The organism is Thioflexithrix psekupsensis, assembly GCF_002149925.1.
In the GTDB taxonomy this organism is placed as follows: Bacteria; Pseudomonadota; Gammaproteobacteria; order Beggiatoales; family Beggiatoaceae; genus Thioflexithrix; species Thioflexithrix psekupsensis.
Genome location: NZ_MSLT01000023.1, coordinates 326,735 through 348,723 on the forward strand (window position 1 = coordinate 326,735; position 21,989 = coordinate 348,723).

Annotated in this window: 17 protein-coding genes; 9 read left to right on the forward strand and 8 right to left on the reverse strand. The window is 43.7% G+C overall.

Annotated elements, in window-relative coordinates:
• Window positions 1-13 precede the first annotated feature (13 nt).
• Together smpB and gatB are read left to right on the forward strand one after the other, a co-directional pair.
• The gene (smpB, locus tag TPSD3_RS14125; protein ID WP_086489181.1) at window positions 14-493 is read left to right on the forward strand and encodes an SsrA-binding protein SmpB; all 480 of its coding nucleotides are present in this window, start codon (window positions 14-16) and stop codon (window positions 491-493) included.
• Window positions 494-518: 25 nt separating this feature from the next.
• Window positions 519-1,964, forward strand: a complete 1,446-nt coding sequence (gene gatB, locus TPSD3_RS14130; protein WP_086489183.1) for an Asp-tRNA(Asn)/Glu-tRNA(Gln) amidotransferase subunit GatB — start codon at window positions 519-521, stop codon at window positions 1,962-1,964.
• Window positions 1,965-2,044: 80 nt separating this feature from the next.
• Here gatB and TPSD3_RS14135 read toward each other — a convergent pair whose 3' ends face one another.
• From TPSD3_RS14135 to rpsP, 5 genes are all read right to left on the reverse strand, one after another.
• Complete coding sequence (locus tag TPSD3_RS14135; protein WP_086489185.1) at window positions 2,045-5,590, reverse strand: ATP-binding protein; 3,546 nt, start codon at window positions 5,588-5,590, stop codon at window positions 2,045-2,047.
• A gap of 217 nt (window positions 5,591-5,807) precedes the next feature.
• Window positions 5,808-6,173 carry a 50S ribosomal protein L19 gene (gene rplS / locus TPSD3_RS14140; protein WP_425353097.1) on the reverse strand — a complete coding sequence of 122 codons (366 nt, stop codon included), beginning with the start codon at window positions 6,171-6,173 and terminating at the stop codon, window positions 5,808-5,810.
• The gene (trmD, locus tag TPSD3_RS14145; RefSeq protein WP_086489189.1) at window positions 6,173-6,925 is read right to left on the reverse strand and encodes a tRNA (guanosine(37)-N1)-methyltransferase TrmD; all 753 of its coding nucleotides are present in this window, start codon (window positions 6,923-6,925) and stop codon (window positions 6,173-6,175) included. The genes rplS and trmD overlap by 1 nt, the downstream gene beginning before the upstream one ends.
• Before the next feature lie 4 nt (window positions 6,926-6,929).
• Window positions 6,930-7,442 carry a ribosome maturation factor RimM gene (gene rimM / locus TPSD3_RS14150; protein ID WP_086489190.1) on the reverse strand — a complete coding sequence of 171 codons (513 nt, stop codon included), beginning with the start codon at window positions 7,440-7,442 and terminating at the stop codon, window positions 6,930-6,932.
• A gap of 6 nt (window positions 7,443-7,448) precedes the next feature.
• Window positions 7,449-7,718 (reverse strand): 30S ribosomal protein S16, encoded by a 270-nt coding sequence (gene rpsP, locus TPSD3_RS14155; RefSeq protein WP_086489192.1) that lies wholly within the window; start codon window positions 7,716-7,718, stop codon window positions 7,449-7,451.
• A gap of 257 nt (window positions 7,719-7,975) precedes the next feature.
• On the opposite strand from rpsP, the gene TPSD3_RS14160 reads away from it, so the two are divergent.
• From TPSD3_RS14160 to TPSD3_RS14185, 6 genes are all read left to right on the forward strand, one after another.
• Entirely contained in the window at window positions 7,976-8,311 is a 336-nt protein-coding gene (locus tag TPSD3_RS14160) for a (2Fe-2S) ferredoxin domain-containing protein (protein ID WP_245391612.1), read from the forward strand.
• Window positions 8,312-8,610: 299 nt separating this feature from the next.
• A complete protein-coding gene (gene petA / locus TPSD3_RS14165) occupies window positions 8,611-9,204 on the forward strand; it encodes a ubiquinol-cytochrome c reductase iron-sulfur subunit (protein ID WP_086489196.1) in 594 nt (197 codons plus the stop codon).
• Window positions 9,204-10,418 (forward strand): cytochrome b, encoded by a 1,215-nt coding sequence (locus tag TPSD3_RS14170; protein ID WP_086489197.1) that lies wholly within the window; start codon window positions 9,204-9,206, stop codon window positions 10,416-10,418. Before petA ends, TPSD3_RS14170 begins: the two co-directional genes overlap by 1 nt.
• Window positions 10,415-11,155, forward strand: coding sequence for a cytochrome c1 (locus TPSD3_RS14175; RefSeq protein WP_086489198.1), 741 nt, complete (start codon window positions 10,415-10,417; stop codon window positions 11,153-11,155). Before TPSD3_RS14170 ends, TPSD3_RS14175 begins: the two co-directional genes overlap by 4 nt.
• 218 nt (window positions 11,156-11,373) lie before the next feature.
• On the forward strand, window positions 11,374-11,802 hold the full coding sequence (locus TPSD3_RS14180; protein WP_086489199.1) for a ClpXP protease specificity-enhancing factor: 429 nt from the start codon (window positions 11,374-11,376) through the stop codon (window positions 11,800-11,802).
• Between the two features lie 183 nt (window positions 11,803-11,985).
• On the forward strand, window positions 11,986-12,984 hold the full coding sequence (locus TPSD3_RS14185) for an SPFH domain-containing protein (RefSeq protein WP_086489200.1): 999 nt from the start codon (window positions 11,986-11,988) through the stop codon (window positions 12,982-12,984).
• 130 nt (window positions 12,985-13,114) lie between these two features.
• Here the strand turns inward: TPSD3_RS14185 and TPSD3_RS14190 are convergent, their stop codons facing one another.
• Complete coding sequence (locus TPSD3_RS14190) at window positions 13,115-18,835, reverse strand: PilC/PilY family type IV pilus protein (RefSeq protein ID WP_086489201.1); 5,721 nt, start codon at window positions 18,833-18,835, stop codon at window positions 13,115-13,117.
• A gap of 65 nt (window positions 18,836-18,900) precedes the next feature.
• A complete protein-coding gene (locus tag TPSD3_RS14195; protein WP_086489202.1) occupies window positions 18,901-19,545 on the reverse strand; it encodes a PilX N-terminal domain-containing pilus assembly protein in 645 nt (214 codons plus the stop codon).
• A gap of 336 nt (window positions 19,546-19,881) precedes the next feature.
• Between TPSD3_RS14195 and TPSD3_RS14200 the strand changes: the two genes are divergently transcribed.
• A complete protein-coding gene (locus tag TPSD3_RS14200) occupies window positions 19,882-21,174 on the forward strand; it encodes an OmpP1/FadL family transporter (RefSeq protein WP_245391613.1) in 1,293 nt (430 codons plus the stop codon).
• A gap of 156 nt (window positions 21,175-21,330) precedes the next feature.
• Here TPSD3_RS14200 and TPSD3_RS14205 read toward each other — a convergent pair whose 3' ends face one another.
• Window positions 21,331-21,621: a hypothetical protein gene (locus tag TPSD3_RS14205; RefSeq protein ID WP_086489203.1), complete on the reverse strand. Its 291-nt coding sequence runs from the start codon at window positions 21,619-21,621 to the stop codon at window positions 21,331-21,333.
• Between the last annotated feature and the right edge of the window lie 368 nt (window positions 21,622-21,989).

Sequence of the window (21,989 nt, forward strand, 5' to 3'; positions counted from 1 at the left end):
TTAATAGGCAATTATGAGCAAGAAAAATAAAGACGATAAAAAATCAGGCACTGGCACAATTTGCCTGAATAAAAAGGCAAGTCACGATTATCATTTAGAACAACGTTATGAAGCGGGCATTGCGTTGGAAGGGTGGGAAGTGAAAAGTTTGCGTTCAGGAAAAGCGCAAATTCGAGATGCCTATGTGTTATTAAAAAATGGTGAAGCCTTTTTATTCGGCGCATTAATTACGCCATTAGCCACCGCATCTACCCATATTCAACCTGAATCGCAACGGACACGTAAATTATTATTACGCCGTTCTGAATTAAGTAAATTAGTGGGCGCGGTAGAGCGTCAAGGTTATACTTTAATTCCAACCGCAATGTATTGGAAAAAACGCTTGGCTAAATTAGAAATTGCTTTAGCCAAAGGCAAAAAAGATTATGATAAACGCGAAACCGAAAAACAACGCGATTGGCAACGAGAAAAAGAGCGTTTATTTAAGCGTTAATTTTTTATCTTAGAGGATTAAGAGAATGACAAAATGGGAAGTCGTCATCGGTTTAGAAGTTCACGCGCAATTGGCGACGCGCAGTAAAATTTTTTCAGGCGCGTCAACTGCTTATGGTGCTGCGCCTAATACGCAGGCGTGTGCGGTGGATTTGGGCTTGCCGGGGACTTTGCCTGTGTTAAATGCAGAAGCGGTGCGTATGGCGGCTAAATTTGGTTTAGCCGTGGATGCGACGGTGGCTCCGCGTTCGGTGTTTGCGCGTAAAAATTATTTCTATCCTGATTTACCCAAAGGTTATCAAATTAGTCAATATGAATTGCCTGTGGTGCAACAGGGGCAATTAGCGATTGAATTAGAGGATGGCACGGAGAAAATAATTGGCATTACGCGAGCGCATTTAGAAGAAGATGCAGGCAAATCATTACATGAAGATTTTCAAGGTTGCAGTGGAATTGATTTAAATCGCGCAGGTACGCCATTATTAGAAATTGTTTCTGAGCCTGATATGCGTTCGGCTAAAGAAGCAGTGGCGTATATGAAAAAGCTGCATGCTTTGGTGCAGTATTTAGAGATTTGTGATGGCAATATGCAAGAGGGATCGTTTCGTTGTGATGCCAATGTTTCCGTGCGTCCAGAGGGACAAGCGGCATTTGGTACGCGAGCGGAAATTAAAAATCTCAATTCGTTTCGTTTTGTCGAGCGCGCTATTAATTATGAAATTGAACGGCAAATTGAGTTGTTAGAAAATGGCGGGAAAGTGGTGCAAGAAACCCGTTTATATGATGCCGATAAAAACGAAACCCGCGCCATGCGCAGTAAGGAAGAAGCCAACGATTATCGTTATTTTCCTGATCCTGATTTATTACCGTTGATGATTGAGCCTGAATTTTTGCAGGAGATACGGGTCGCTTTACCAGAATTACCCGATGCGAAAAAGCAGCGTTTTGTTTCGCATTATGGTTTGTCAAAATATGATGCGTCGGTATTAACGGCAAGTCGAGATTTAGCGGATTATTTTGAAGAAACGGTGCAAAATGCAGAATGTGAGGCGAAATTATGCGCGAATTGGGTGATGGGCGATTTGGCTGCGGCGTTAAATAAGTCTAATTTAGACATTACCCAATCTCCAGTCAGTGCGGCACATTTGGCGAAGTTATTGCGGCGCATTCAAGACAACACAATTTCGGGCAAAATAGCGAAGGATATTTTCGAGTTATTGTGGCAACAAGGTGAACAGGGTGATGTGGATGCGATTATTGAAGAACGTGGACTTAAACAAGTCACAGATACAAGCGCAATTGCGCAGTTAATTGACGACGTGATTGCGGCGCACCCGCAGCAATTGGCTGATTATCGCGGCGGTAAGGATAAATTATTTGGTTTCTTTGTTGGACAGGTGATGAAAGTGTCTAAAGGCAAAGCCAACCCAGAGCAGGTCAATGCGCTATTGAAAGAGAAATTGGCGGGGTAGGAAAGCGGTTAATGATACAGTAATTCCCACGCAATATTGAGTGAATGGCGTGGGAATGATTGACGGGGCTTTGTCGGAATTTATTCTTTTTGACATGTCTGTAAAAACAACTGTATTTTTGCAATATTAAATGATCGAGAATGAGTTAAAATAACTTCCGTAAAAGGTTGCAATTCTGGCTGTTGATTTTGTAAATCTCTTACATATTGAGTAATTTGACTAATGCGCCCAGCACGGCAAAAATGCGCCAATTGTTCGATATGTGTGGAGAGATCAAAATCTCTTAATAATGCGTCGATTTTTTGCTGTTGTTCTAAAGGATGGGGGGTGATTTTCTTTTCTGCATTTTTTTCTGCTTCGGACGATGGGGCATAATCCCATTCTAATTGTAAAGTTTGTTGCAGACCATCTAACAATTGCTGATGTTCCACAGGTTTAGTTAAAAATAAATTACAGCCTGCCTCTAAACTGTTTTCTCGATTATATTCAAATAAATCAGCCGTTAAAGCAATAATAATGGTATCTTGAAAACGAGGATGTTTGCGCAAACGGCGGGTGATATTTAAGCCGTCAATTTTTGGTAATTTTAAATCCATTAAAATAGCATCAGGCCGCCAATTTTTAGCTATTAATAACGTTTCAAAACCGTTTTTTGCTTCTTTTAATTCAAATCCTAATGGTTTTAATAAATTAACCAGTAATAATCTATTTTCAGAAATATCATCTACAATTAGAATTCGGTAGGTTTTGGGATGATGATTAGAGGTCATTAAAGGATGATAGCCTTTAATGGTTAATAATTCGGTCGTTGGCGGCGTTTTAACCGTATAGCTTAACGCAGCCAGTTGCACTTCAAACCAGAAAATGCTGCCCACGCCAATCATGCTATTGACGTGCAATTCTCCCCCCATCGCTTCAACCAAACGTCGCGTAATGGATAAGCCTAATCCTGTGCCTTCAACGTAATTTTGTGAGCCGATTTGTTGGAAGGGTAAAAAGATTTTTTCTAATTGATCGGTGGGAATGCCACAGCCCGTATCTTCGATGTCAAAACGCAGATGATTGTCTCGGTAAATGATCTTTAAAGAAACATGTCCTTTTTCGGTAAATTTAACAGCATTACTGAGTAAATTTAATAAAATTTGGCGCAAACGTTTCTCATCGGCATGCACAATAATAGGAAAACCTTTATTTCCTTCTAATTGGTGATGGGTTGGAATTTGTTCATAACCGAACGTTAAGCCCTTTTGTGTGGCACGCAAACGGAATAAATCAACAATTTCTTTTAAAAATTCAGGTAAGTAAAAATCACTCGGAAATAATTCTAATTTTCCTGCTTCTATTTTAGAAATATCTAAGACATCATTAATAAGTGTTAATAAATGCGCTCCACTGCGCATAATAATGCGTAAGGATTCTTTTTGATGTTCATTTAATTGATTGGCTTGAATTAATAATTGGGCATAACCTAAAATGCTGTTTAATGGTGTGCGCAATTCGTGGCTCATATTGGCTAAAAATGCGCTTTTGGCGTGATTGGCTTGTTCGGCTTCTTTGCGGGCTTGTTCGGCTTGGGCGTGGGCGCGTTGCAGCACTTGTTCGGCTTGACGACGTTCCGTAATGTCAAGGGCAACGCCAATCATACTGGTGGTTTGACCTTCTTCATTATGAACGGGGAATTGTTGCACTTCAAAAACTACTTCATTCAGTGCTAATTCATAGCGCACAAAATCGCCTTTTAAACTTTTTTCTAAATTTCTTAAAATTTCAGGATTATCTTTATAAATCGCAACAATAGATTGTCCAACAATATCACTAGGATTCATATCTAAAATATTTAAACCACGCCCTTCCAGCAGGGTAAAAATGCCATTACTATCGACGTGATATAAAATGAGTGGTAAATGGTTAATAATCGACTGCAAACGTTGACGATTTTCATTTAAAGCCTGTAACATGCGCTTACGATCATTCACATCTAATAAAACGGCCATAAAAGTGAGTTCATTGACTCCATTTAGTACAATTCTAGCCACCCATATTTCTAGCCAAAATAATTCTCCTGATTTTCTATTAAAACGTTGTTCTGAGCGGTAATTATCTGTTTTATTATTGAGTAAATTAGCAAGTTTTTGTTGATGATATCCTCTGTCAATCGTTGGCATTAAATGGAATAAATTAACTTGATTCATTTCATCGCTTTGATAACCAAATAATTCACAGCCTAAATCATTCATTTGCCGAATTTGCCCCGCCAGATTAAATAGCATAATACCACAAGCGGCATTGTTATAAACGGCTTGAACCGTGTCAAAAGAATGCTGTAATTTTTTTGCCATTTCATTAAAAGAATGGGCAAGATCATCCACTTCTTCCATTTTACTATTAAAAAAAGCAGGCGTTTTTAATTGAATAGGAAGCGTACTTTTCTCCCAATCTAAAGCCATTAACCAATGAACCCGCTGTTGTAATTGACGCAAAGGACGACTAATCCAACGCGCCATTAACCATGCGCTGATCATGGCAATAAAAGTGGCTACTAATGAAAGCATAATTGTATCGCGGGTACTTTCGTAAATAGGCGACATAAAGGCTTTTTTGGGCAACACCACGACAATTAACCAATTAATTTTTTTCTCTAATTGAAAAGGCGTGACTTGCAATAAATATTCTTGTTGTCCAAATTCAAAAGTACTATTCCAAAATTGTGCTAATGCGCCATTTTTTTTAATTTGATTTTGTAGATGATGACCGCTGATTTGAATTAATTTATGTTCGCTTTGTTCGGTGTGGCGACGCAGGCTAGAAACGCCATCATGGGCTATTCTATAAATAGGTTCTCGAATGGAATTGGCGACTAATTTGTGGGTATCTTCTATGATATAAACCAGACCGCCTTCTGGCATATCTAACGTTTCTAAAAATTCGCTTAATGCCGATAAACGAAAGCTGGTAGTTAATACACCTTGTAAAGTATGATGGGAGTCGTAAATAGGACGTGTGGCACTGAGAACTAAATTGGGATCGTCGGTGCGTTGAAAAATATCACTCCACGTGGGTTTTCCCGCTTCTACGGCGGCTTTATACCAAGGCCGAGTGCGCGGATCAAAGTGGGTATTGACAGAGACTAAGTCCGTTAAACGACCATTCTTATCGGTACGATAGCGATATAAATCATATTCACCATTTAATCGGCTGATATTAACTCCTGTAATGGCGTTGCCTTTTTCGTCTTTTGCGCCTACGGAAATAAAATCACCGCGTTCATTACCAAAAACGGTAAAACTAATGCTGTCATGATACTTAATTTGTTTCCATAAAAAATCTCGCCATATTTTTAATTCATAAGGGTTTAATAACTGGCTTTCGATGGCATTGGAATGGATTTGATTGAGCGCGACGGGAATATTTAAATAGGTTTGTAGGTTTTGTGTGACTCTTGCAGTAATTTCTTCGCGTAAACGTTCAGTAACAGAAAGAACCGCTTGTTGACCGTAACGAAAGGAAAGAATATTGACCAAACTTAATATAACAAGTAATTGCAGAATAAATGCAATTATCAAAACTTTACGTAATGAAATTTTAAAAAAATACTTATGTGTCCATAAATGGGCGTGTTTTTTCATGTTGTTTAGCAGAATTAAATCATTCGTCAATGGATTGCCTGAATCCGAATGAACAGAATTTTAAGATTTTTAAATCTGGAGTCAATCAATCGTACACGAACAAAAAAGGCGCATAAATATGCACCTTTTCATGTTATCAATGGTGAATAAACGCCAATGCCCTGTCTTTGCACAGGCGAGAATGATACGTTTATGCACCTTACCCTTGCCGCCACGATTAAGCGGTTTTCTTGGACACGATCTTTTCTTTAATTCGCGCTGCTTTACCGCTTAAATTACGCATGTAATAAAGTTTTGCCCGACGCACTTCGCCACGGCGTTTCACTTGGATTTCTTGAATCAAAGGGCTGTAGGTTTGAAACACGCGCTCTACGCCTTCGCCATGAGAAATTTTACGCACGGTAAATGCCGAATTTAGCCCGCGATTGCGTTTGGCAATCACCAATCCTTCAAACGCCTGCAAACGCTCCCGATTGCCTTCTTTCACCTTGACTTGCACCACGACAGTGTCGCCCGGCGCAAACTCAGGAATGGCTTTATTGGCCATCTGTTCTTGTTCTAATTGTTCAATGATATTCATAATTAATTTGTATTCCTCTGTTGAAATTCGCCGATAAACTCAGCTAATAAAGTCTGTTGTGTAGGGGTTAAAACGTGTTTTGCCAGTAAATCGGCGCGACGCAGCCATGTGCGTCCTAATGCTTGTTTTAATCGCCAGCGGGCGATTTCGGCATGGTGTCCGTTAAGCAGAACATCGGGAACGGCCTGATTGTCAATACACGCTGGGCGAGAGTAATGCGGATAATCCAGTAATCCTTGACAAAACGAATCTTCTTGTGCCGACTGCGCATCACCCAAAGCCCCCGGCAATTGGCGCGTTACCGCATCAATCAACACCATTGCCGCCAGTTCCCCCCCACTCAATACGTAGTCACCAATAGACCATTCTTCATCCACATCATGCTGTATAACGCGTTCATCAATGCCTTCGTATCGCCCCGCTAACAAAATTAAACGCGAATCGCGGGCTAACAAAGTGATTCCCGCTTGGTTCAAACGTCGTCCTTGGGGCGACAGATAGATCACTCGCGCATCCGCACCATAAAACGCACGCGCCGCTTGAATCGCTGCACGAACGGGCTGTACTTGCATCACCATCCCCGGGCCGCCGCCATAGGGACGATCGTCAACGCGACGGTGTTTGTCGTGAGAAAAATCACGCGGATTCCAAAAATGCAGTTGTACTAAACCGCATTCAATTGCCCTAGCGGTCACACCGCCATGGGTTAATGCGGTAAACATTTCAGGAAATAAGCTAACAATCCCGAATTGCATAGGGCTAAAAATCACTGTCCCAAGCGACACGAATCAATTTGGCTTCAAGGTCAACCTGCAAAATCACATGCTCAAACACAAAAGGAATTAAACGCTCTCGTTCTCCCTGAACAACCAAGACATCATTTGCGCCTGTTTCAATGAGAGACTCTACCTGTCCTAAAATCTGTTGTGCTTGGTTGATGACCTGTAGTCCAATCAAATCTGACCAATAATAGCCTTCTTCGGGATTACTGGGGGGGAGTTGGTGGCGAAACACGCCAATCTCCGCTCCCAACCAACGCGCCGCACTGTCTCGATCATCACACCCCTCAATCAGCGCGATTAACCCTTTACCGTGTTCAGCAGCTTGTTGTACAGCGATGGAATGCCACGTGTGATCTTGCTTTAATTGCCAAGGGCGGTATTGCAGCAAATTGGTCATTGGGCGGGTGTAGGAATAAACTTTGACCCAGCCTTTTACGCCAAATAAGCCATTGATTCGTCCGACAATTAAGAGGCTATCCGCATCAGACACTCGTGTTTATTCCGCAGCAGTGGCAACAGGAGCTTGTTTTTGGTATTGTTTTACCAACTGTTTGACCACGTCAGAAGGCTGCGCACCACATTGCACCCAGTAATTAATCCGGGCTAAATCCATACGTAACGCAGACTCTTGTCCCACCGCAATAGGGTTAAATAAACCCAAACGCTCAATGTAACGGCCATCACGGCGATTACGCGAATCGGTGGCCACAATGTGATAGAAAGGGCGTTTTTTTGATCCGCCACGAGAGAGTCGAATGCTAACCATTTGTATTGTCCTAGTCGCTCAAAAAAGAGTAAAGTGACTGCCTTCTTCAAGGTGTGTCGGCGTAAAAAGAAAATCGGTTTTTGTACACGCTATTGCGGTAAAAACTGCCGATTATAAGGCATTGATGGAATAAAATAAACTGTTTTTTTGTTAGACAGAAATGCAGATTTCTCGCTTTTGAAAGGTTAGCCCATTGTCAAGCTGTCACACTCTAACGTACCATGTTGTCTTTTGTTCACTGAAGTGTGGGATGATTGATGATGAGTAGCGTTCCTTCTTTTTTTCGTTACCACGTTTTTTTCTGTACCAATCAACGGGCGCAGGGAGAAACGTGTTGTCAAAATCACCGCGCCAAAGACATGCAACTTTATATGAAGCAGCGCATTAAATCTTTAGGTTTGAATGGTGAAGGGCAAGTGCGTGTCAATTCAGCGGGTTGTATGGGGCGTTGTGATGCTGGGCCTGTGGTGGTGGTGTACCCTGATGCAGTATGGTATACCTTTGTCGATCAAGAAGATATTGATGAAATCATCACCACACATTTACAACAAGGGCAAATCGTGCAACGATTGCGCTTGGAGGTACAACCATGACAGCCCATTTTCGATCTTGATCGAACCTTGGCTTAAATGGATAATGATGTCTTTTAAATATTGTATAACTTAAATGGACGCGCAAACAAAATTTAACTTATATTAAGAAAATTACAATTAATTATCTATTTTCCGCCGTGGGCTTGAGTGTCAATCGAGTTGCTTTATGATGCGATGGAGGCGGGATTGTCTGGTGATTAATCTGGTTTTTTCAACGGTAAAAGAGATATAATGCGTGTTCAACTTTTTTGATTTAAGTTTGCTCAATAAACACCTAAGAAGTCACTGGAGAACCTGACATGAGTACAGAAGCGGTAAATACAGGTCGCCGTCGTTTTTTAACAGCGGCGACATCTGTGGTCGGCGGTGTTGGCGTTGCTTTTACGGCCTTTCCTTTTTTGGCCTATTGGCAGCCCAGCGCACGGGCGCAAGCCGCTGGCGCACCCGTAGAAGTTGATATTAGTAAATTGGAGCCGGGACAACGTATTATTGTAGAATGGCGTGGTAAGCCCGTTTGGATCGTGAGACGCACCCCAGAGATGTTGAAAGTATTGCCAGAACTCAATGCAAAACTGCGTGATCCTGATTCTAACGAAAGCATCCAACCCGATTATGCAAAAAATCCCACCCGCGCCATTAAAGAAGAATATTTGGTTGTTGTGGGTATTTGTACCCATTTGGGTTGCTCGCCCAGTTATGTCAAAATTGACGATGCACACAATCTAGGTGGAAGTTGGAAAGGTGGATTTTTCTGTCCTTGTCACGGTTCTTCGTTTGACTTGGCCGGTCGAGTGTTTCAGGGCGTGCCAGCCCCCACCAATTTGACCATTCCACCTTACATGTATGTCAATGACACCTACCTGTTAGTCGGTGAAGATAAGGGAGCTGCCTAATGAATAGTTTAATCAATTGGATTGATGACCGCTTTCCACTGATGAAAATGTGGAATGAACACATGGGGCAGTACTATGCACCCAAAAATTTTAACATTTGGTATTATTTTGGGGTGTTCTCGTTGGTGGTTCTCGTGATTCAGATTGTCACGGGCATTTTCTTGACTATGAATTACAAGCCTGATGCGCAAACCGCATTTGCTTCTGTAGAGTACATCATGCGCGATGTGGACTACGGTTGGTTAATGCGCTACATGCACTCGACGGGGGCTTCGTTCTTTTTCATTGTGGTGTATATCCACATGTTTCGGGCGTTAATGTACGGCTCGTATCGTAAACCACGGGAATTGGTGTGGTTAATTGGGATGTTTATTTATGTTGCGCTGATGGCTGAAGCCTTTATGGGTTACTTATTGCCTTGGGGACAGATGTCGTATTGGGGTGCGCAAGTGATTATTTCCTTATTTGGCGCGATTCCTTTTATTGGTGAAGATTTATCTTTATGGATTCGTGGCGATTATGTCATTGCAGACGCGACATTAAACCGTTTCTTTGCGTTGCACGTGGTGGCTTTACCGATTATTATTCTGGGTTTAGTGGTGGTGCATATTATTGCTTTACATGAAGTCGGCTCTAATAATCCTGATGGTATAGAAATTAAGAAAAAGAAAGATGCCAATGGCATTCCTTTAGATGGCATTCCTTTCCATCCTTATTATACGGTTAAAGATACTGCGGGTGTGATTGCCTTTTTAATTGTGTTTTCTGCGGTGTTATTTTACATGCCAGAAATGGGCGGTTATTTCTTAGAACATGCTAACTTTATTCCTGCCAATCCGATGGTGACTCCTGAGCATATTGCACCTGTTTGGTATTTCACACCATTCTATGCGATTTTGCGGGCTGTTCCCGATAAATTACTGGGCGTTGTGGCGATGGGCGCGGCGATTGTGGTGTTATTCTTACTGCCTTGGTTAGACCGCAGTCCGGTTAAATCCATTCGTTACAAAGGCATGTTATCTAAGATTGCTTTGTTCTTATTCGTGATCAGTTTTATCGTATTGGGCGTATTGGGCTTATTGCCTGCGACTCCAGAATTGACGATGGCTGCTCGTGTGGCAACCGTGATTTACTTTGCCTACTTTATCTTGATGCCCATTTACACCAGCATTGAATCTACTAAACCCGAACCCGAAAGAGTGACCATGAAATGAAAAAAGCCATTCTCTTTTTCCTGTTAATGCTACCAACTTTTGCATTTGCGGCGGGTCCTAGTGTTCCGTTGATGAAGGCCAATGTGGATGTCAATGACAAAGCCTCATTGCAAAGTGGAGCTAAAACGTTTGTCAACTATTGTATGGGATGTCACTCCCTAGAATTCGTGCGTTACCAACGTTTGGCGACGGATTTAGAAATTCCTGAAGATATTGTGAAAGCCACGTTAATCAACGGAGATAAGAAAATTGGGGATACCATGACCATTCCCATGCAGAAAAAAGAATCTGCGGTGTGGTTTGGGGTTGCTCCTCCTGATTTGACTTTAACGGCTCGCTCACGCGGTGCGGATTGGCTCTACACTTACTTGATGACCTTCTATGTGGACAATTCGCGGGTTGTTGGGGTGAATAATTTAGTGTTTAAAGATGTGGGGATGCCGCACATATTATGGGAATTACAAGGCTGGCAAACGCCTGTTTATAAAACAGTCACCGACAGCGACGGCAAAACGCATCAAGTGATTGAACGTTTACAAGCCGATCCCAACGTCAGCGAAGCACAACAAGCCGAATATCGTCGCACTGTGCGCGATTTGGTGAATTTCATGGCTTACGCTGCCGAACCCGCTCGTTTACAACGGGAATCTTTGGGATGGAAAGTGATGTTATTCTTAGCGTTATTCTTTGTCGTTGCTTATGCACTGAAAAAAGAATATTGGCGCGATGTGCATTAATCATGAAAACGTGATTGGCGAATAGACGTTTATTGGTTTATTAGCCACTTACTGTATGTGAATAACCTAGCAGAAAAAATGATGATTTTTCTGCTGGGTTTTGTCTTTTTTATTCGCTTGAATTTGTCTGAATCAGAATGTCCAAAAAAAGCAGTGATGATGATTCGGACACATGTTGTGTTCATTGCAGTTTAAACAACGTATTGAGGAAAAAATAAATGTCTCCTGTCCGGCCTTATTTATTACGCGCCATGTATCAATGGATTGTTGATAATGGTTACACACCTTATATTTTAGTCAATGCGGAAGATGAAGCGGTCGAAGTACCCACAGCTTATGTGAAAGACGGTAAAATTGTATTAAACATTGCGCCCATGGCCGTGCAAGAGTTGCTAATGGATAATGAATGGTTAAGTTTTAATGCCCGTTTTTCGGGCAAAGCGATGTCGGTGATGTTGCCGATGCGGGCGATTTTGGCGATTTTTGCGCATGAGGCGGGCGATAAGGGTATGGTGTTTCAACCTGAAGATTTTGGTGTCTCGCCTAAACCCACGCCCACAGACCCTTCTCCCCCCACGCCTTCAACACCACCCACTGGCGGCGGTTCTTCAGAGCGTAAAAAGCCCGTATTGAAGGTGATTAAATAAAATACATGTCCAAAATAATTGCCTGCTCACCGCGTACTTAACGGGTGGTTTTTCTCCTTTGCCCTTGTGAATTGATAACAGACATCATAATGTGGCAAAGTCACTGCGCTCACACTGTGATTCACCATAGCGATATTTGTGTGTAGACGGATTTATTTTTTTACCATTCAGAGGGTGTGCATTATGTCAGACGTTTGGATTTTTATTCTTATTGTATTAGTATTATCAATGGGTTTGGTCGTCATGACCGTTAAAGTCGTGGAACAAGGGTATCAATACACTGTAGAACGCTTCGGGCGTTACACCCGCACCTTAACACCAGGGATAAATTTTATAGTTCCCTTTTTCGATTTTGTCACCCATCGCGTCAACATGAAAGAACAAGTCATGGACATCCCATCACAAGAAGTGATTACGCGAGATAATGCCATGGTGCGTGTCGATGGAGTCGTATTTTATCAAATTGTCAGCGCGCCAGAGGCGATGTATCAAGTGGATAAATTAGACGATGCGATTTTAAATTTAACCATGACCAATACACGAACCGTGATGGGTTCAATGGATTTAGACGAATTGTTGTCAAAACGCGACGAGATTAATCACCGTTTATTGCGTGTGGTGGATGAAGCCACCAATCCTTGGGGGGTCAAGATTTTACGTATAGAAATCAAAGATATTGCGCCTCCTAAAGAACTGGTTGATGCCATGGCCAAACAAATGAAAGCCGAACGGGAAAAACGCGCCTCCATTTTAGAAGCACAAGGCAGTCGAGAAGCCGCTATTCTAAAAGCAGAAGGAGAAAAACAAGCCACCATTTTAGAAGCCGAAGGACGCAAAGAAGCGGCTTTCCGCGATGCCGAAGCCCGCGAACGCGAAGCCGAAGCCGAAGCCAAAGCCACCATGATGCTGTCGCAAGCGATCAGTCGCGGTAATATTCATGCGATTAATTATTTCCTAGGGCAACGTTATGTGGCGGCCTTAGAAAAGATAGGCAGTGCGGAAAATCAAAAGCTCATTATGATGCCTTTAGAGGCTTCAAGCGTGATTGGTTCTCTGGCAGGCATTGGCGAGTTGGCTAAAGAGGCATTGGGTAAGAGAGGCGATGGCAATTTTTCCAGCAATCTCCCCAATTCCACCCAACCCCCCCGCGATACGGGTGGGAATCCATCGGCGTTTGTCTAATTTGTCTAAATAGATTCCTGCCAATGAAGCATGTATTTTAATTAACCCTATAAAAAATCTACCCCATTATTAAAGGCATCGTGCATCTAAAAAGACACACGATGCCTTTCTTTTTACTCACAGAACACGACTATTCTTGCATCCAAAACGTCGGATGAACACGAATGGTGGCGAAACTGTCCTGACCTAAGATACTCAAGTCCGTACTAAGTATGCGCACTTCGCCGCTACTGGTATAAATCGGGACGAGATCAGAGACAATCCCTTCCCGTAGCATTTGCGAACGATCAGAACTGTCAACCGTACCATCTTTGTTCAGATCAAATGCCGCCGATGCCGTTAAAATATCCAACACATACAAGCGACTATTGCCGTCATTGCTCACTGAACAGGCTTGATTGGCTTCTGCTTTAGGCGGCGCATAAGTGGCGAAAAACACTTTACCTTCTAACACAATTGGACTGGCTAAACCTTTTTCACCGGGTTCTGCCACCAGATTGATGTACCAACCTTTGCTGTCTCGCATTTGATCCACAACCGCAGTACGGGCTGAACCTGTCGCCGTTTGTAAAATATTACTGGTCAAATCCACCATTTCGCTCAATTTTGCCGTTGAGAACGTGGTTGGATTACCTGCTTTATCTTTGTCATCGGCTTTGCCGTCTCCGTTGTAATCAGGTAAACCTGTAATCGAAAAATCACGCAAGGCATAAAATTGATCCTGAATAGCTGTCCCTAGAGGATTCGGACGAGTCCCACTGGTCAACAACACCAAATCGTACACATCTTCACTGGAATAAATAGTGTCTGTCACCCGCACAATTTCAGGTGGATAGAAGAAACGACGGTGCATTGTCGGATCGCCATTGGTACCAAAGCGTCCTAAAACACCGCCTATGCCTTGTGTTCCTGTGCCACCGATATTGCGCAAATCAATACGCCAAATTTGCCCGCCAACATCCCCAAAATAAACGCGATCCATTGCACCATCCCCATCGCTGTCAATGAAAGCCAAGTCAGAAGGAATAGAATACTTCATATCGGGCAGATTCAGACTGGCTCCAGAGTCACTGGCTGACCACAATACGCGTCCATCTTTGGGATGAACCATGTAGATCGCATTGCCCATGCTTGAGGGTTCATAAGGCGCAGGATTGCCGACGGGATCGTGATTCGGATCGTAGCCGCCGCCAAACATTAATACCAGACGTTTTTGTCCGCCGTAATTGACCAATATTGGTCGAGCGGCTGACCAGGTTTGTCCTAATTTACTGAATCCTGAAGTGACTCCCCCTTTTATCGTCCAATCTAACTTAGGCAAAGCAGGATTAGTGACATCTAAGGCGTATATATTACGCCCACCTCGACGCATTCCGAAATAAACTTTTACAGTATCCCCACCATCTACAGTGCCATTGCCATTAATGTCATGGAACCACACTGTCGGACTGGCATCTACACCGTAAATTCGTGATCCCGGTTCATTGAGACGCAATTGTTTTTGAATACTTAACAATTCTGGCGGTAAAAATGCCCATTGTTCAGCCCCTGTACGCCCGTCAATGGCACGAATTAAGCCATCGTTAGAACCAACAAATAAGCGGGTATCCGGGTTGTTGTCCGTTCCACCATAAGTCACCACCGCAGGACTGCTGTGCAACGGATCGGCGTACAGCCAGCGCATTTCACTGGTAACTCCATCTTGATCTTCATCATCTACGTCTTTACCGCGTATCCAATCGATCAAAGTGGCACGTTCTGACTCACTGACTCCTAATGCCGTGGCGGTAATTCCTGTGTTACTGCTAACCAGCGCATTGTCCGTACCGGTCAAGGAAGAACTGCCGCCCAAATAAGTGAACATTTGGCGAGCATTATCCGCACTGGATTCCCAAGACAAATCGGATTGAGCGCGTTCGCCGGCTCCACCTGCTTGTATGCGTTCGCCATCTTTGTCCGAACTCCAAAAACTGCGTGCTTCTGGATTAATATAACGCCCAAGTACCGCAGAATTGCCATCCGCATCCATGATGTCACCCGGCGTACATCCACTCTGAGAACCATCGCAAATTAAGAATTTCTTCACATTGCCGTGCCAGCGTTGTTTAAAATCGGGCTTAAACAAGGAAAAATACACTTCATTACGATGGAATAAGCGGTTAAACGCACTCACAGACACACTGGGTGCCGCATAAGAAGTACTGGTCGTCATGGCTTTGGCAATAATTGCTTTAAACGCATCCAATAATTCTGTCGCCGTCGAAGCGGGATAGAAGTCTCCGCCACCCATGCCTGCGATATAATTCATATAACGTACGGTTTGGGCATTTTGTGCAGTAATATCTGGGTCTAATTGCGGATTGCCATTAGCGTCCAGCACCAGACTGCCTTTGCTGCCGGTGTCTGTGGTCAACCACGCATTACCCAATTGGAAACCTACGGTATGCGTCATCACATTTTGAAACTCTGGCAACTCACTCATGTCCGTAGCAAACATGTATTTTGCCAATTCAGGTGCGCACACATGGTCGTTATTGGTACTGCCATCTTTTGTATTTCTATCAAGATAGAGCGTGCCATCCGGATAGCCCTTACCACAAGCAGTAAGACTATTAATCCGTCCAACAACGGTATTCTGTGTGGGCTGACCATCTGTGAGTAACACAATATGGTTGGCCTGACAAGCAGACGCAATGGGACTGATGTAATTGGCTTTGGCTTCGGCGATTTTTTCTTTCGCACAAGGATCGCTGTAAGGGTCTAGCAAAATATTGCAACCTTGAGGAATAGCATTTGTTCCCGTGTGCGAGGTCGGATGGCTTACTCTGTAGTGCATATTATTTAGGCGATTAGCCCCGCCTGTGACTTCTCCCCCAAGATAGTACAAATAGGCTTCGTACAACGCATCAACGATGGCAGTCATACTGTAATTGGGAACAAACATGTCTCGGACTGCTTTTTTCAAATGCGACCGCACTGTATTACTTACGGTGCCATCGCCCAAAGACCCTTCAATAACAAGACGCAATACAGGAGCTTCGCCCGGTGACGCATCGAATGACTTGGCTTCTCGCAAGCCCTTATCTCCACTAATAAACAAGGCAATGTCATTGTAGGTTTTCCAATCGCTTTGGTTGATAACTTCGTTAATCACTGGGCTAATATCAACCGTTTGGAAAGTTTGCCCCTTCACCCACGCATTGTCCGCATCTAACACCCATTTGACTGAAGTGCTGGTTTTGGAACGTTTGCTTAGTTCGTTGTTTTCTCCGATGAAACGTTTAGCATCGGGTACTTTTTCAGCGCGAATCGTCAATTCGCCGGGATTACTGGTGTTAGCATCGGCCACAAATTCCAAAATGGCTTTGCTAACTGTTGTGCCTTTGGGAATAGGAATGTCTTGGAAACGTAAACCTACGATCCGTTGAGTTTCTTTACCGCCACTACCACTGACCGTCAATTCTAATGTTTTACTGTCGATAAACAATGTACCATCGGTACTGCCATCACGAATGACCGTTTCTTCTACATCATCATCTGTCCCAACGATCCGACCACTGAAAGTTGAGGTGGTGCAACCTGTCCCTTTAATGTCTTTAGAATCGTAAACAAAACGCAATTGCGCCGCACCAGAGCGACTGTATTCAAAGGCTTGGGCATTACGCAATGGTTGGCCGGACTTGGCTGTGATCAGGAAGGTGATGCCTTCTTTACCACCGCACCAACTGCTACTGCTGACCACTTCTTGTACAACAGCAGTGAGATCGGGTGAGCTATACGTTTCATTTTCTGCCCAAGGATCAAGTGTCCAATCCACTTTAGCCGTGGTGCGGGGACGTTTGGATAAATTACCCGGTGCGCTGGTAAACTCAACGGAACTGCCTCTTTCGGCTTGAATTTGAATGTCACTGGGTGCGCTGGCATCAAAAGCACTGGTAAAAATCAAACGGGCTTCTTTGATGGTCGCTCCTTGCGGAATTTCGACATTTTGGAAACGTAAACCTACCATTTGGGCTTCAGGAGCGGTGGCTTCTCCGCTGGCTTCCCATTTCAGAAAAAGGCGAGCGGCTTTGGTTTCGTCATTTGCCGTTATATCTCCTGGTATTCCCGTGTAATGGATAGCACGTTGTCCAGCCATGCTGTTCCATGGCACGGTTAAATCCCGTTCTAATAAGAACACCATCGCGTTATTGGTACGATCCCAATCAGATTTATTGATGAGACTTTGTACCAATGAGGTGATGCTAGGAGAAGACACCACCAGATTTTCTGCTTGATTGGGTAAATTTGCCCATTGGACACTGCTACTGGAGCGGGTTCGTGCGGACAAATTGTGATTAACCAACATGGTTCTGTTGACTGAAGAGCCTATACCTAATACAAAAGGCTCAGGATTAACGCTGTCTTCAACGAAAATATTTAAACTCAAGGGTTGTGTGCCGAGGTTTTCCTTCGATGTACGGTAGGTAAAATCTAAACGGGCTTCCTTGAGGTTTACGCCTTTGGGAATTGGCACGTTTGGAAAACGTACACCCATTAAGGACTCGCCACGACAAGAGTTTTTCTTTGGTTCAGTGCTTGTCGAAGTACAGAAAGAAGTGCCTAGGCGAATTTGATCCGTCCAAGTTGTCCCTTCTTCCGTAGCACTTTCAGTTTTGCTGGTATAAGCAATAAACGCATTAGATGGCGTTGGCGTTCTAAACTCAAAACCATCTCCGTCTGCCCCAGTCACCCGCTGTTCATGCACCATGTCGAATTCTAAACCCGGCGGAATTTCATAGATAATTCGCAGTTCAGGGGCTTGTACAGGGTCTTCGTCAAAAGTCGTAAAGCGTCGCCATGCCGCTTTATCGTCATGCGGATTTTTTTCAAACAAAAACGCTAAACCATTCCCCACTTTCCAATCTGGTTGAGCCAAAATTTCTTCCACAATCGTGGCTAATTCCACAGAACTGTAAGTCAAACCCACATACCAAGGGTCTTCAATTAACCAGTCAATGTTAGCCGTGGTTTTGGGTAAAGTGGATAAGGTGTTGTTACTGACAGCAAAACTGTCCATATTGGCTTGATTTACGCCGTGAATTTTTATCAAGGGTTTGGTTTTATTGGCACTTATATCCGTCACTGCCGCGGCAAATACAATTTTTGCACTCTTGATAATCGCGCCTCTGGGTAAATAAATATTACCAAAACGCAAACCAGTAATATGCTTATCTCCCGTCGTATCGCCCAGCACCAAAGAATCAAACTTAGAACCTGATGGGTCGCCGTTTTTCGCGCCTATCGCTCCAGTACTAAGAAATTCCCGCACGTCATCTCGACTGGCTGAAATTTGAGAACGAACAATACTGACCGATTCTAAGGTGGTTAATTCTAACGTTTCATCATTGAGAACCATTTGGCCGGTGCTGATTGTTTCTTCAGCATCGTCTGCCCCTTGAACAATCGATGCCGTGTTGTAAACATAGCCGTCTACTTCATCATCTGTATTTTTTACAGTGCCGTCAATGTAAGCAACTGGATAGAGAATAGGTGTATTCACATCCCCCTTGCGGGCAGCGAACTGTCCTAAACCCACATTAACGTTGTTGACCTGATCCAACATATCGACCAAGGCTTCTTTCAACACATCAATGCGTTTTTTCCCCATATCCGCCCCCGTGGTTTCGTCACGCAGGGGCCACAACATACTGCCGGATGCGTCTAACATAAACAAAATGTTAGGGCGCACATCTTCAGTGATTTCTTGGACTTGACGGGTATAAAGCTCCGTGTCATCCGCTGACGCTACAACAGGTAATCCTGCAAGCAGGGTTAAAAATGTCGCAGCGAATACATGTAACCATTTCATACGCTTGACTCCTAATCCAGAACAACAATGTGCCTATCACATTGGTTTTTTATTTAAACAAGAGACTACTCTGAAGACTCACCCGGTGTGGGTGGCGCATCTCCACCAGAATCGCCAGAATCAACAGCAGGAGGCGGACTGCTAGAATCACCCGTATCCCAATCTGTCCCGAATTGATCTCCGATTGTTTGGGTAATATTTCGGCTGACCGGAGTGGGAATCGTGGCACCAGATTTCAGCACCACTTGGGGAGAGTCGGCTTCTTGGGTGCTATTTCCCGTACTGGTGGTGATAAAATGCACCATCTCACCCGAACTCACCATGCCATAACGTCCACTGGTGTCAGGAAATCCCCCCGGCACCCGTGTGGTGTTAAATACAACACGATAAGATTCCCCATTACCGCGATCAATAGACAACGTTCCATTTTCAGGCACGCCAGAGGCAATGCTCTTAAAACGTGTTAACGAGGCTTGAATGGCTTCTTTTGAGTTGTCATTCAAACCCGCACGAGACAAACCGACTCCCACTTCCGCAGAGCCAAACGCATGGAGATACTCCTGTAGATTGAACGCCATGCGCGTCTCAATCGTGGTGGTTTGGGTCGCACTGATTCCCAACATGGTCAGAACCACCAGTAGCATTAAAGCCACCAGTAGCACTGCACCGCGTTGTGGGCGACGCAATATGGAATAACGGTTATAATACATGACGCATTCCCCATTTGTCGGTATAATTCCACTGTGCAGGTCAGCAGAATTGACAAATTGTTTCGATGTTAAGAACACACTATTTTGCACTTATTTTCTTAATAAATTGCCGAATGTGCTTTTTTTACAATTCTTTCATTTCAAAAAGTAGCTACAAAGAATGCTTTGTTTCTACGAATTGGTGATCTGATTATGTCAGAGACACTGCGCCTCATCAAAGAATAAGCCTTAAAAAGGCTAAAAATAAGGGATAAACGGAAAAACACCGGATCATCGACACCGTTGGTCACAGAAAAAAACCACGTTTATCTTTTACCACCTAAGGAGAAATCAATCTTGAGAATTTTTTTACATTCTGCCCTATATTCGCTGTTATTGGGGGCTGCATCTACGGCTTGGGCAACCAATGGCTATTCCCCACATGGATTTGGCACGCGCAGCAAAGGCATGGCCGGTGTGGGCGTGGCGTTGCCGCAAGAAGTTCTCAGTTCTGCGACCAATCCCGCGTTAATGCCAATGGTGGGCAATCGTTTGGAATTGGGATTGAGTTTGTTTTCACCGCGCCGTAGTTATACAGCAGACGACAATGGTTTTCCTATCGGCCCCCCCATGGGACCAGCCACGATTCTGCCGGGAACTTACGACAGTGACAAAACGGTCTTTTTCGTGCCTCACATCGGTTACAATCGCCTGTTAGATGAAAGACAATCGCTGGGCTTGGCATTAAGCGGCAATGGCGGTATGAATACGGAATATCCTTACGCAGTATTCGCACCGTTCAACAATCCGATGGGGACAGCCAGCCAACCGACGGGCGTTAATTTAGGTCAAGTCTTTTTAGGTATTCCCTACGGTATTCGCCTCACACCCGAACACAGCATAGGAGTGATGCCGATTGTGGCGGTGCAATGGTTTGAAAGTTATGGCTTAGAACCGTTTAAACCGTTTTCCAACGCACCCGATCACTTGACCAATCACGGCCATGATTTTTCCTATGGGGGTGGGGTGCGCGTGGGTTGGTTGGGACAGTTTAATGAAAAATGGTCATTGGGTGCTTCTTACCAATCGCAGTTATATATGAGCGAATTCGACGATTATCGCGGATTGTTTGCGCAAAATGGCGATTTTGACGTGCCGCCGACGTGGACAATTGGCGCGGCATTTCATGCCACTCCCGATCTCACTTTTGCCCTAGATGTACAACAAATTTACTACAGCAAAGTGGACGCAATTGCGAATCGTTCTGACGTGCCATTTATGCCGGGGTCTGTGTTACTTGGGACGGAACAAGGTTTGGGGTTTGGTTGGGACGATATGACGATTGTAAAAATGGGCGTGGAATGGCGGTATCGACCTGAATTACAATTTCGTGCAGGCTATGCGCGGGCAAATCAAGCCATTCCCGGTTCACAAGCATTATTCAACATTCTCGCGCCCGCCACTTTACAACACCATTATACGTTGGGTTTAACCTATGCGTTTCCAGAGTGGAACAGCGATGTGAATATTGCCGTCATGTATTCGCCCACGCAACAGGTGAAAGGACAAAACCCCAACACCGGCCCCCAAACAGGCAGTATCCAAATGCGTCAATTTGAAATCGAAGTGAACTGGGGTTGGAATTTTTAAGAAGGGTAACTTTTTGATGATAAAGGGTAAATTAAGGTTAAGAATAAGTTAATTTTATTTTTAATTTTTACAATTCACTCACAACAACACACCCCACTTCTAGCGAATGGAGAAGTGGGGTGTGGTGATCTGGAGTCGTGGTGAAGAAGAATGAAATTAGCGGTTTTGTTGCGCCTTGAACTGCTCGGTCAAACGGGACACTTCAAGCGCACAAGATTCGCTGTAGGTTTTAAACACATTCCAACCCAACAGCACGTGTAAATTATTCCAAAGTTGTTGTTTTAACTTGGTTTCTTCCAAAATATCCCGCACATTTTCCAGAGATGTGTTGTATTCACGACGGGGGGTGGCTTTCACTTCTTCCGTAATATATGGCTGAAAAAATTCGCGCACTTGTTCAGAAAAGCGTACGGAAAACGGTTTTAATGTCGCAGTGGAGGCTTGCATGATGAGTTTCCTAAAATTGTTAAATTGTTGTTAAGTTTAAATTGGCTAAATTTTATGCAACTATTACGCCCTAACACTTGAAATAGTTTCCGAATATCGCCAATTTTATGCCTATTATCGTATTGTTTTAAAAATTCCAAACGGCTCTAAAATTTCGCAGGGCTATATAGTTAAAATAGTCGTTTATTGACAAAATTGTGTCAAAATTTAGAAAAATTAAACAACGCATTGCGCTTGTTTCAAAAAAGAGACTGATGCCTTTAGGCTTTCAAGCGGAATGTGCAGAGAGGAGTAAAATTAAATTTTTAATAACAAAGCGTTAGTATCGAAGGTCTATTTATTCTTCCCTAATATGCGATCTGTCACAC

Coding starts and splice junctions, on each gene's coding strand:
- smpB (WP_086489181.1), top strand. CDS start 14: ATGAGCAAGAAAAATAAAGACGATAAAAAATCAGGCACTGGCACAATT.
- trmD (WP_086489189.1), bottom strand. CDS start 6,925: ATGCAATTCGGGATTGTTAGCTTATTTCCTGAAATGTTTACCGCATTA.
- TPSD3_RS14135 (WP_086489185.1), bottom strand. CDS start 5,590: ATGAAAAAACACGCCCATTTATGGACACATAAGTATTTTTTTAAAATT.
- TPSD3_RS14180 (WP_086489199.1), top strand. CDS start 11,374: ATGTCTCCTGTCCGGCCTTATTTATTACGCGCCATGTATCAATGGATT.
- rpsP (WP_086489192.1), bottom strand. CDS start 7,718: ATGGTTAGCATTCGACTCTCTCGTGGCGGATCAAAAAAACGCCCTTTC.
- petA (WP_086489196.1), top strand. CDS start 8,611: ATGAGTACAGAAGCGGTAAATACAGGTCGCCGTCGTTTTTTAACAGCG.
- TPSD3_RS14185 (WP_086489200.1), top strand. CDS start 11,986: ATGTCAGACGTTTGGATTTTTATTCTTATTGTATTAGTATTATCAATG.
- TPSD3_RS14160 (WP_245391612.1), top strand. CDS start 7,976: ATGATGAGTAGCGTTCCTTCTTTTTTTCGTTACCACGTTTTTTTCTGT.
- TPSD3_RS14205 (WP_086489203.1), bottom strand. CDS start 21,621: ATGCAAGCCTCCACTGCGACATTAAAACCGTTTTCCGTACGCTTTTCT.
- TPSD3_RS14190 (WP_086489201.1), bottom strand. CDS start 18,835: ATGAAATGGTTACATGTATTCGCTGCGACATTTTTAACCCTGCTTGCA.
- TPSD3_RS14175 (WP_086489198.1), top strand. CDS start 10,415: ATGAAAAAAGCCATTCTCTTTTTCCTGTTAATGCTACCAACTTTTGCA.
- gatB (WP_086489183.1), top strand. CDS start 519: ATGACAAAATGGGAAGTCGTCATCGGTTTAGAAGTTCACGCGCAATTG.
- TPSD3_RS14170 (WP_086489197.1), top strand. CDS start 9,204: ATGAATAGTTTAATCAATTGGATTGATGACCGCTTTCCACTGATGAAA.
- TPSD3_RS14195 (WP_086489202.1), bottom strand. CDS start 19,545: ATGTATTATAACCGTTATTCCATATTGCGTCGCCCACAACGCGGTGCA.